At 65.4% G+C, this 11,938-nt stretch carries 7 protein-coding genes and 1 tRNA gene; 5 read left to right on the top strand and 3 right to left on the bottom strand.

What is annotated here, in order from left to right:
- Nucleotides 1-204 precede the first annotated feature (204 nt).
- The 3 genes from NC7_RS22395 (at nt 205) to NC7_RS22405 (ending at nt 2,847) form a co-directional block, all read left to right on the top strand.
- Complete coding sequence (locus NC7_RS22395; RefSeq protein ID WP_084458687.1) at nt 205-1,374, top strand: PucR family transcriptional regulator; 1,170 nt, start codon at nt 205-207, stop codon at nt 1,372-1,374.
- Nucleotides 1,375-1,569: 195 nt separating this feature from the next.
- The gene (locus NC7_RS22400) at nt 1,570-2,010 is read left to right on the top strand and encodes a hypothetical protein (protein ID WP_157102131.1); all 441 of its coding nucleotides are present in this window, start codon (nt 1,570-1,572) and stop codon (nt 2,008-2,010) included.
- A gap of 90 nt (nt 2,011-2,100) precedes the next feature.
- A complete protein-coding gene (locus NC7_RS22405) occupies nt 2,101-2,847 on the top strand; it encodes a phosphotransferase family protein (RefSeq protein WP_067986265.1) in 747 nt (248 codons plus the stop codon).
- A 6-nt stretch (nt 2,848-2,853) separates the two neighbouring features.
- Here NC7_RS22405 and NC7_RS22410 read toward each other — a convergent pair whose 3' ends face one another.
- Nucleotides 2,854-7,326 carry a hypothetical protein gene (locus NC7_RS22410; protein ID WP_067986267.1) on the bottom strand — a complete coding sequence of 1,491 codons (4,473 nt, stop codon included), beginning with the start codon at nt 7,324-7,326 and terminating at the stop codon, nt 2,854-2,856.
- A gap of 204 nt (nt 7,327-7,530) precedes the next feature.
- Here NC7_RS22410 and NC7_RS22415 point away from each other — a divergent pair, with 204 nt between their 5' ends.
- A complete protein-coding gene (locus NC7_RS22415; RefSeq protein ID WP_067986269.1) occupies nt 7,531-8,622 on the top strand; it encodes a mechanosensitive ion channel family protein in 1,092 nt (363 codons plus the stop codon).
- Nucleotides 8,623-8,679: 57 nt separating this feature from the next.
- Nucleotides 8,680-8,756 (top strand) — tRNA-Pro (locus NC7_RS22420).
- Here NC7_RS22420 and NC7_RS28680 read toward each other — a convergent pair.
- Both NC7_RS28680 and NC7_RS28685 read right to left on the bottom strand, forming a co-directional pair.
- Nucleotides 8,719-10,479, bottom strand: a complete 1,761-nt coding sequence (locus tag NC7_RS28680) for a recombinase family protein (protein WP_084458688.1) — start codon at nt 10,477-10,479, stop codon at nt 8,719-8,721. The genes NC7_RS22420 and NC7_RS28680 overlap by 38 nt on opposite strands.
- Nucleotides 10,364-11,938: tyrosine-type recombinase/integrase (locus tag NC7_RS28685; protein WP_157102132.1), on the bottom strand; the 1,575-nt coding region annotated here is incomplete at its 5' end. The genes NC7_RS28680 and NC7_RS28685, both read right to left, overlap by 116 nt.

Raw genomic sequence — 11,938 nt, forward strand, 5'->3', positions numbered from 1 at the left:
TAATCATTTCATCGTTCTCTTGACCTTTGTCACAAGCGAACCCCGGACGTCACAATGGCCTACGCGGTAGTTTGGTCACTTGCCCAGCGATCTGGGTGGGAAGGATTCATCATGGCTGTCACAACTTCCATCGAACCGTTCTTGACCGCTTCGGGCCGCCCGGTCTCAACCCCGCTGAAAGACGTCCGTACAATCTCGCGCCAGATGGTGGTGCATTTCATCGAAAACGTCGTCCCCTGTGCCACCCTGCCCGGCGAAGCGCTCGACGGCGACGTCACCACCGTCACGCGTGTCTGTCTGGAACTCACCCGCAGCATGCTCGACGGCCGTGACCTCCCCGGCCGCGTGGAGCGCGTGCAGGCCGCCGCCGCCGACTGGGCGCGCGAGGGGATCCCGATCGACACCATCCACCACGCCGTCCACGAGGGCTTCAAACTCGGCTTCGACCTGGTCATCACCAATGTCACCAATCACGACTACGACACCGTCGTCGGCGTGGCGCGGCGCCTGATGGATGCCCAGGACATGATCACCTCCGCCGTCTCCGCGGCCTACGTGCGCGAACTTCGCGCCGTCGTCAGCGAGCACCACACCGCCGTACACACCCTCACCTCCGCGCTGCTCGGCGGTCAGAACACCTCGACGATGGCGCGCGAATGCGGCATCGAGGTCGCCGACCAGTACCACGTGATGGCCATCGAACTCCCCCCGCACCCGGAGGAGTCCGAACCCGGCCTGAACGCGAAAGTCGTTGCGCGGCGCAAGTTGCGGCGTGTGCAGGCCGAACTCGCCAACCGCTGCGACGGCAAGGTCCTCTCCCTCCTCAGCGTCGACGGCGGCACCCTGCTGCTGCCCGCCACCGAGTTCACCGAACCCGAACTCGACGACCTGATCGTGCATCTCTGCGAAGCGGCCCAGGTTCCCGTGCGCGCCGTGGTGATGGCGGCCGCGCCGAGCGAGATCCCACGCGCCGCGGAACAAGTCCACGAACTCGTCGAGATCGTGCACCGCCTCGGCGGCCCGAGCAAGGTTTACCGACCCCACGAGCTGGCCTTCGAATATCAGCTCACCCGCCCCGGCCCCGCCCGCGACTACCTGAGTTCGGTCGTCGATTCCCTCGAAGCGCACCCGGAACTCATGCAGACACTCGAGGTCTACATGGCCACCAACATGCAGCGTTCCCGCACGGCCCGAAAGATGTTCATCCACACCAACACCGTCGACTACCGACTCAAGCGGATCAGCCAGATGACCGGCTTCGACCTCAACGACGTCACCGGCCTGTGCTACCTGCGAGCAGCCCTGCTCATTCGCGCGCACCGAGGGGCGGGAACCAGCGAGTTCTCCCGGGATCGGGATTCGCGCGCGGGGTGAGTTCCGCTACGTGGGTGTGGCGTGCCGGTCCCGGCCTACGACGGCGAGTCGACCACTCGGGCAACACAATCAATTTCGGGTTGTTCACCGGGATCGGTGGGCGGTAACGTACGGGCCGGGGGGTATTCGGACAGTCGGCATGATGCGGATGGCCGTCCTCCGTCACCATTTCCACTGTCACACGGGGGTTTTCGAATGTCTGGGGTCAATGCGATGCAGGCGGGCGTTCGATCGCCCTACGCGAACGAGCCAGCGGTTCGGCGATCGACCCGCCTTGCCGGATCCGCTGGAATCGCGCTGGGCATCGTGCTCGCGGCCTGCTCCGCCGGACTCGTGGTGTCCGGACTCGTCAATCCCGAGTACCTGATCGTCGTCTGCGTGGTCGCACTGCTGCCCGGAATTCCCGCCCTCAGCCTGCTGGCGGCGTCACGACGGATCCTGCGCGGCGAGATCAACGGAACAACCAGGGCGACCACGATGCTGGTCGCCATCAGTGGCCTCGTCCTGATGGGCACCCTCGGCGCCCTCATCGAAGGCCCCTGGCCCGCGAAGATTCTCATGGTCGCACTCACCATCGGCACCTTCACCACCGCGACATTCGTGAGCCGTGCCGATCGAGCGTTGAAGGGCCAATAGTTCGTCGCGGCCCGAGCGTGGGTGTGCACACAGTGTCGAAATGGTCAGCCGTTCGCACGGGGCCCGCGGCGTCACCGGACAAGGACCGCCGTGGAAAGCGTTGAGATCGTCGTAGCCCATCACGAACGCGCGACCGTGCGAGTCGGCGACATGTTCCTGAAGATCGACAGTGATCAGACACGTATCGATGCCGAGGTCGCGGCGATGGCGGCCGCACCGATACCGACACCGAAGATCCTGTGGCGCAAGCCTTCTGTTCTCGCCCTCGCCGCCCTGCCCGGAACCGCTCTGGGACGGCTCGGCGAACCGTCCTCCGCTCCCCCTGCGGCCTGGGCCGCAGTCGGGTCGGCCCTTCGCGTGCTGCACGACGCGCCATTGCCGCCGAAGCCCGGTCGCACACCGGACCAGCTCGAAGCCGAACTCGAAGCCGAATGCGCGTGGCTGACCACGAATGCTGTTCTACCCAGGGATGTCGTCGAACGTAATCGCCGGATCGCCGAGGCCGCGCTCCGACCGTGGACACCGGCATTCACCCACGGTGACCTGCAACTGGCGCATGTCTTCGTCGAGGGAGACGCCGTCACCGGTGTGATCGACTGGTCCGAAGCGGCTCAGGGTGACCCTCTGTACGATCTGGCCACCTTGACGCTCGGTCACCCGGAGCGACTGCACGATGTGATCGCAGGCTACGGCGACCAGGTGGATCTCGAGGTGATCCGAGCATGGAGGTCGTTGCGGAGCCTGCGCGGCGTGCGCTGGCTGATCGACCACGGCTTCGATCCCAGCTCGCCGGGTTCCGAAATCGATGTCCTTCGGGCACAGGCGAGCCAGGTGTGACCACGATCAGGCGTTTCGCGCGAACCACGCATCGGCGAACATCTCGTGCAATGGCCGAGGCGGGAGCAGGGCGGTGAACGGGCCGATGATGCTCTTGTTCTCGATGCGGACCAAGTGACGGTCGAGTTTCGCGGTCTCCAACGGCAGATGCGGTGACGGCATCTTCGCGGTCCACGGCCCGGGGATGAACGCGGTGCGCCCGGCGCGGGCGCGCTTGTCCTCGACGACCAACTGCCCGGCGACGAGCTCGGCCTGCGCCTTCTTGTGCCGGGCCGGAGTCCAGTTGTTGAAGCGTCGCACGGCGCGGTCGGTGGGGCGGGCCAGGGTCAACAGTTGGAGGTAGAGGGCTGCCGCGTCGGGACTCGTGCCGATGGTCGCCGATACGCGCTCGACCAGATCCGGGACGCTGTGTTGCGGGTCGGCTTCATACCGACCGGCGGCAACAGGTGTCGTGGCGGCGCGTTCGACGAGCGCGGCCACCCCACTCAGAAGTATCGCCTCGCAACGGATCGCGTGATCCAGTTCCGTCAGTCCGTGGTCCGCGCAGATGCGCAGGCTTCGGGCGAGTGTGTCGGGATCGCCGAGGGCGGCGGGACGCAGGAAGGTCGAGCGGCGCCAGTCGTGCTCGTCGACGATGATCAGACCGTTGTCGTAGACCATGCGGTCCTCGGTGCTGACCGCATGGGTTTCCGGCCCGAACAGTTCGGCGGGAAAGCGTCCCGACGAGAGTTCGACGAGCAAGCCCGGGGCTTGCAGGCGCGCTCGGAGCCGGTCGTGGAGCTCGATGATCCCCCGCACCTCCGGATCCCCGACCGGGCGTTCGGTGAGCCCCCACATCAGTGCGGTCGCCAGTTCCCGATAGGGATTCCAGCGCCGGAAGGGGGCCACGGCCATGGAGTTGTGGCGAATTTCGAGCCATCCGTTGCCACTCACCCGCAGGTGGCAGCGCAGGTTCTCGGTCGCGACAGTCGCGCGCTGGGGATGTGTCAGCGCCAGAGCGAACGCGTACGCCAGGCCCGTGTCGGCTTCCAAATCGCCGATCAACTGCTCGGAGACGTACAGCCGCCTGCCGAGCAGTTCGTTCCACACCGCCGCCATCCGCTCGGCGGCTGCGAGATCGCCGTCCTCGGTCCACAACTCGCTGACATCCTCGGGCACACCGGCGGCGAGCAGACGGTAGCGGCCAGCCCAACCGAGCTTGCGTGTGTACTCCTCGTACAACTCGGCGACGAGAGAATCCGCGCGATACGGTTTGGTGCGGACCATCTTGTCGTGCGCGGCGTACAGGACCGACGGACCGCCCCCGAACCCCCGGCGTCGCGGCAACCCGTCCAGCACGAGCCGGGCGATCGGTTCCCGCACACCGGTTAGCTCCAGGAAGCGGCGCACTGCCTTCTCACCGGGAACGCGCGGACCGTTCTCGGACAACAGGTCCAGCAGCCGTTCGATCCGGGCCGCGTCGTCGCGGTCAACGACGACAGCGCGAATGTCGGTCGCATCCGCTGGCGGCTCGACAGCGGCAGGCTGCACGAACGATCCCCCACTCAGCAGGGTGCGTTCGGGCGTGGGCGCGGTCGGCTGCCATCGGCCGACCCGCCATTCGCCGGGCACGGCGAACGGCTGTGCGGCCCAGGTCCGCAACAGCGCGATCAGGGCGAGGCGATCGGATTCGGGGGTGCGGCCGTTGATCGCGCGCCGAATGACCGCGTCGATGTGTCCGAGCAACGGCGTCCAATCGACCGGCGGCGCGGGCGGACTCATCCGGCGGACCGTGTCGTCGATGTTTCCGGCCAGGTAGCTGCCGTCCGCCGCGAGCCCGGTGACGGTGGCGGCGACGACCGTGGAGTACGCGTTCGGATGGTGGTCGAGCAGGCCGAGCAGTGCCGGGAGCAGCTCGGAATCCGGCGCCGATGCGGGAGCGGTGACGAGCACCCCGGAGCGAATCGTCGCTACCCGCTGCGAGAGTCGTTCGCGGGCGGCGATCAGACGGGCAGCTGTCGCGGCCTGCGCGCGCACGCCGTCGGCGAGTATCGGGTCGGTGATGCCCGACGGCACGACGTCGTCGGTGAGCAGTGCGCGGACGTCCGCCGCGTCGAGTTCGCGCAGCGCGGCCGAGCCCGAGGGATCACGCGGAGCGAGGAAGTGCCAGAAGGCCGGGGGCGGAAACGCCGCACGATCGCGCGGTTCGGTCGGGACGTCCCAGAGTGGGCTGTCACCGTCGTGGGCGCGTATCGAGGCGAAGCTGTCGCTACCGGCGACGCAGCCGCAGGTCATCACCAAGTCGATGTCGCGCTGCGGAAATCGGACCAGCCCCCAGGGGCTGTCCACGCCGCTGCCCCCGGCGAAAGTGGCGCGGCGACCGTCGACGGATTCGACGACCCAGCCGCTGTGGTCACGGCGGTCGCGCAGGATCCGGAACCCGCTGACACCGGCCGCCGACCCGAGTGGCGACGAAGTGACCCCTTCCGGCAGTCGCGCGTAGGACAGCGACGAGCTGGCGATGATCTTGCCCTCGGGAATGTCACCGTCGGTGAAAAACGCGGGGAGAGAAGAGGTCTCAGTAGGCACGCCGCTGATCGGATCGACCTCTGCCCAGGAGTCCAATCGTGTCTGCTGTCCCTCGAAACGCCAAACCCGCTCACCGTCGCTCATCTGGCACAGGTGTCCCGCGACCCCGTGCCGGTCACCGGATCGCAGTATCCGTCGACCGTCGTGGCGGCCGTCGTGCGTCGCGAAGTGATAGCCGAGCCCGTCGTACTCGCGACTGCGGCAGGCTGTCATGCCGTACCAGTCGGTCGGCTCGAATTCCTCATGAAGCGCGCTCGTCCAGAAGGCGCGCTTCGGATAGGAAACCTTGGTGTCGCTGTAGCCGACCAGAAAGTCGCCGCCCGCGTAGAACACCACCCGCAGATGTGTTCCGGCCGGGATGGTGAGCTCGGTCTCGGCCACTGTGGTGTGCGGACCGATCACCACGGCACGTTTGCGGTTGTAGAGGGTGAGCATCGGCCAGGTGGCGGTGACCCCGCGCGCACTACCGAGGTCACCGATGGCGGCTTCCCATGCGGGCCAATGCAGCTCACTCGGAACTCCGGCGCGCAGCGTCCGCAGCAGCGGTCCGACACCGTCGAGGACCGCCAACGCCTCCTCGATGCCGTCCAGCGCCTGGACAGTCGGCAGGTCGAGCAGTTCGTCGAGTTCGGCGAGTGCCCGCTCGGCATCCAGCAGACCACCACTCGCGACACGCTCGACAAGGGCGACGATGCGCGCGAACACCGATCGTTCGATTCCGGGATTGTCCGGCAGTCGGACGATGGCGGAGCTCGTGGTCCGACTATCCGCGTGCACGGTGCTTTCCAGCCGTGGGCCGAGGACCGGATCGGCGGCCAAGGCGATCAGGTCACGCCGAGAGTCTTTGCCCCAGAATCGCATTCGTCCGCCTGCGGGACCCTCGACGTCCGCTCCGACCGCCAGCAGCGCATCGGCGAGATCGGTGTCGAGGTGCGCGTGACCGAATCGTCCGTGTGCCATCGAGACAGGGTGCCCGGCGTCCTTCAACCGAGGACCGACCCGCTCGATCATGTCGAACAACTCCCGCGGCATCTGCTGTGCGGTCACACCGCCGTACGGCACTTCGACGTAGCAGTACATGAAGAAGAACTGGCTGAACCACTGCGCCAGCCCGGCGGGAGGCTCGAGTGTGCCTGCTGCCAGCCCCTCGATGGCGCCCGCCGCGTCGAGCATGCGCAGCAGGGCCGATCCGTCGGTGACGGTAGCCGGGAACACGCTCAGCAGAGGCGCGACGTCCTGCGGTGGTGCTGAGGCGAACACCTTGGCCGCTCCGTCGAGCAATCCGTCCGGCACCTTCTGTGAGGTGCAGGCGACGAGGACGTCTCGCAGGACCTCGGAGTCGGCCGCCGGTCCGAGCCCTGCGGCCTTGGCCGACGCGCGCACCCTGCGGTGCAGGTCCGCGCCGAGCGACGCGCCGCCCTGCGCCAACGCCACCAGCAACCGAACGAACGCATCATGCGCCTCGTGCGCCGATCCAAGGCCGCTCAACCAGCGTTGATGGATGGCGACTTCCTTGACAGGCAGCGCTCCCGCGCGGGCGAACAGCAGGGTGTTGGCCCGGTGATAGTCCACGTGGACCGGAAGAGAATGCTCTCGTTCGGCCGCTCGCGCGAGACCGTACGCGCTGATCGCCGCGGTCCGGTAGCGCGAATCCCGTGATGAAGCAGTCGTATTCGCACTCAGCCAGTGCCCGACCATGTCCCACAGCCACGGGCGATGCCGCTCAGGTAGCGCCCGCGCCCGCCACGAGACATCGTCGACGAAGGCGCCGGGCTTGTGCGTCTTCCTGAATTCGTCCCGCAGGGCCGACGCCAACGCCTCCGCGCTACTGAACGCACCGGGATCGAAGTGGCGCACCCAATCCGCGTACAGCGTCGAGTTCAGCGGATCGGACGGCGGCAGCATCAACATGCGGTGGATTGTCGCAAAGGGGGGTGACACACTGCGTGGCCGTAACCCCTTGCCCTGCAAAGAGTTCAAAGGGACGGCGCCGCGTCGACATGGTACCGCTGGTCGGCCGGGGAACTGCTTGCCATCAGACCGTCATGTCTGACACGCCGACACCCGGGTAAGCGACCGGCTGAAGCGAGTCGAGAACGAGAGGAGTTCGATCTCGTGGAAGACCTGTTGCGGCCGATGCTCGTGGTGTTCGGCACGATAGCGATCACCCTGGCCGCCGGCCTGGCGATCGAACGGCTGCTGCGTTACAGCGCGCGCCGCCGTCCCGGCGTCCACCTGACTTCGATACGGCGGGTCCGGGTACCCCTCCAATTGGTACTCGGCACACTGCTGCTGCGCGCTCTCTATCCCCTGGCCGACATCGATCCACGCCGCGACACGGTGGTCCAGAATTTCCTCGCCACCGCCGCGCTGATCGCGACGGCCTGGCTGGTGATCCGCGCCACCGACGCCGTCGCCGAGAACCTGCTGCGCCGCTACGCTCAACGCACCACCGAGATCTCGCGGGTCCGGCAGTTGCGTACCCAACTCGGACTCGTACGCCGCATCATCACCTCGGTGCTCGTCGTCACCACCGCGGCCGTCGTGATCCTGTTGCTGTTCCCCAGCCTGCGCACCCTCGGCACGTCCATGCTCGCCTCGGCGGGCGTCATCGGCATCATCGCGGGCGTGGCCGCCCAATCCACCCTGAGCAACCTGATGGCCGGACTCCAGATCGCCTTCGGCGACTCGGTCAAGATCGGCGACACCGTGGTGGTCGAAGGCGAATGGGGCGTCGTCGAGGACATCACCCTCGCCTTCCTCACCGTCCGCATCTGGGACGACCGCCGCCTCACCATGCCGGTCTCCTACTTCAACAGCAAGCCCTACGAGAACTGGTCACGCGGCGGCTCCGAAGTCACCGGCACCGTCGCCCTCCACCTCGACCACTCCACCCCCATCCCCGCCCTCCGCGAGCATCTGCACACCTACCTGCGCGAACGCTCCGACTGGGACGGCCGCACATGGAGCCTGCTCGTCACCGACAGCACGCCGACCAACATCGTCGTCCGCGCCGCCATGTCGGCCGCCGACGCCGACGACGCCTGGACCCTGCGCTGCGCCGTCCGCGAGGAACTCCTCACCTGGCTCGCCGACCACCACCCCCACGCCCTCCCCAAAATCCCCACCCTCATCACCAATCCCACCGACACCCCCGCCGAACCAGTCACCACCGCCTCCCAAAACGGGCATCTACCAGCCGATTAGTACTCACGCGGACTGGTGCGGTAATCTTTCCGAGCACCCGGCGACGGGGGCAAGGAACGGGCTGTGGCGCAGCTTGGTAGCGCACTTGACTGGGGGTCAAGTGGTCGCAGGTTCAAATCCTGTCAGCCCGACCATGACGCCCTTACTCGAACCAGTGACTGAAAAGACACTGGGGAGAGTGAGGGAGTCTGCATCACAAGAAGCCTCCGCATTGCGGGGGCTTTTCTGCTGTCTGGGCGGAGTTTGCCCACATCCCGCGCTCCGAACCTGCCGTCCCTTGTGGGTGCGTTTGACCTCGTGAAGCTCGGCGAAGATCGGTGTTTTGTCGTCGTCGGCCACTTCGAGGTCATCGAGGTAGAACCGCTCGTAATATGCCTGGTTGAGATGCCGCCGGACGTTGTCCGGTGCCGCCCGGTAGAGGGTTTGCGGGTCTTCCAGCAGGTGGAGGGCATCTCGCAGCACCGCTGCCCCGACAGCCAGCTGATCGCTGACACTGCCGAGGCTGGCTTCGGTGCGTTCGCGCTCGATCCGCAGGTCGTGCAGTTTGGCTCTGATCTTGGCTTGCGGCATGGTGCCGTCTGCGGCCAGGTCGATCAGCCTGGATTCGCGTTCGTCAATAGTTCGCAGTCGTCGGCTCAGGCTGGCGTGGTGCTCCCTCGTGCTTGTCTGTTCGTCGTTGAGCGTTTCCTGCATCAGCGCGCGAAGCTCGGTGGCGAAGTCGGCAGGTAGTTGCAGCGTGGCGTAGTGGTCGATGATCGCTTCCTCGACCAGTTCAGCCCGCAGGTGTGGCAGATCGCAGACGCCATCCTGGCGACCACGGCACAGGAAATAGGCGTAGCGGGTGCCGTTGCGCCCGACGGGTTCGGTGTAGATCAGGCGGGCGGTTCGCCCACTGAGGTGGCAACGCTGGCAGAACAGCGCGCCCTTGAGGTAGCACTGGAGGACTCGATCACGTTGGCCGCGGGCGCTGCGTATGTTCAGGACGTCTTGAACTTGATCGAACAGTTCCTGGCTGACGATCGGCTCGTGGCGACCGGGGTAGATCTGGCCCTTGTAGACAACGTGCCCGGCGTAATAAGGGTCGCTGAGCATGGCGTGCAGTTTCGAGCCGGAGACGGGCCGCTGGGCGGGCCAACGAGCGGTTGGGCGAGCGGTAAGGCCCAGATCGGCCATCGTCGCTTCCAGTCGCTCGATGGTGTACTCGTTGGTGGCGTACAGCTCCCAGGCTTTGCGGACGAGCGGTGCCCGTTCAGGATCGAGGGCGATGGTGTTGATCTGCTTGCCCTCGTAGTCGATTCGGACGTTCAGGTAGCCGAGTTTGGCGCGGCCAAGGGTGCCGCCGCCGACGGCCTTGTTCATCATCTTGGTTTGGATATCGAGGCCCTGTAACGTGTTTTGCAGGTCGTTCATGATGTCGAGCATCCCCTCCATCGCCATGGCGTAGGGGCCTTCGCCAAAGTCTTCCTTGACCGAGATCAGGCGTACGCCAAGCTTCTTGAGCTGCACTTCAACGATGGCGGCGTCGAAGCGGTTACGGAAGGCTCGCGAGCGCATGTACACGATGAGGTACTTGATCTCGGGGTTGGCTTGAATGAAGGCCAGCAATTCCCGGAAGACCTTGCGGTCATCGACGGTCTTGGCGGAGTACGGTTCCACGAATTCCTTGACCACGGCTGCGCCGAGGCCATCAGCTCGGCGATGTCCTACCTTGCGTTGGGTGGCAATGGAATTGCCGTCGGGATCAATGTCCACCGCCGTGTCCAGTTGGCGTTTGGTTGATACCCGGAGGTAGAGCACGGCCGGATCGAGATTCGCTGCGATGGCTGCTGCTATCTGACTGTCCCGGGATTGAGGCATGGCGTTTTGCTCCTTGGGTTCGAGGGTGGAGGGATTCGGCGGGCATAGATGCAATGAGGCGATCCACGAGTCGCCGAGGCTGTGGGGCAAGGCAATCGCGGAGTGACATCCAATGCTGGAGAACAAGAACCGGCTGGCCATTTTGGGTGCCAGTTTTGACGGCTTGGTTGACGGCTACGTCGGCCAAAATGTGCATGGATAAGCGTGCACGTAGTTGTTGGATAACGGGGGTCAGAAATGGATCGCCGCCGACGCGGGAGAGACTCTTAAGCAGGGTGTCGTGGGTTCGAGCCCCACTGGACCCTCCACTGTTAATTGATGCAGTTCGGACAACGATTTCAGCCATTGACGGCTGAGTTTGACGGCTAACGTAGCCGTCACGTCCTTCCAATAGCATTCGACCAACCCGGTCGAGTGCTTTTCTTTGCGTTCGCGTATCGCCATGTTGGTATATCTGCTGCGTTGTGGAAATGTGGGCGTGGCCCAGGATGATCTGAGCATCGCGTGCCGGAATGCCGAAGTTATTCAAAAACGTTGCGACAGTGTGGCGTAGGTGGTGCAACTTGATACGCGGCAGCCCGGCTCGTTCGCAGATCTGATGAAAGGTACGAACGAAGTTGCGTGGCCAAATCGGCGTGCCCGCCTCACTCAAGAACACCAAATCAAGGTCGTCGTCGGGCCTGGTCTGGTTGGCATCATGCGCAACTTGGTGCCTCTGTAGCGCTTGGCGAACCAGGAGCAGAAGGGGTAAATCCCTACGTCCAGCGCTGGTTTTGACCGGCCCGGCTTCCAGCTCATTGCGGACTTGCTGCAGTTGCTGACGGATGTGCAGTTCGTTGGCATCCCAGTCCACGTCCGACCACCTCAACCCGAGAACCTCTCCCCGCCGCATGCCGTAGAGGATGAGCAGGAGGAACGCCGGGTACAACGGCTCGTTGCGGGTGACTTCGAGGAACCGGGCAGCTTCATCGGTTGTCCACGGCGTGATGTCCTTGCGCTGCCACGCAGGCAGTTCGACCAATCGGGCGACGTTGCGCGTCACCAGCTCCTCGCGCATCGCCCTCGTGAGGGCGGCGCTGAGGATTGTTCGTACAAGCCGAACCGTGCGAACCGATTTCCCTTCGGCCAGGCGCTGATTGAGCAGTCTCTGCAATGTCGAAACTGACAGGTTCGTCATGGACTGCGAGCCGAGCAGCGGTTTCAGGTGCACACGAATCGCCGACTCGTACAGCTCAAGGGTCTTGGGGCGCAATCGGGACGGTGCCACATCAGCCATGAAGTAGTCCAGATACGCACCCACCGTCCATGACCGCTCCGGCATCGGAATGCCCCGATCGGCGTCGGCCATCTTGATTGCCAGCTTGTCGTGGGCTTCCTTGCGGGTCTTGCCGTATACACGGAGACGGCGAATCGTTCCGCTGACCGTGCCGAGGTAAGCGGCACCTTCCCATCGTCCGTC

This window comes from Nocardia caishijiensis NBRC 108228 (assembly GCF_001612825.1).
GTDB lineage: Bacteria > Actinomycetota > Actinomycetes > Mycobacteriales > Mycobacteriaceae > Nocardia > Nocardia caishijiensis.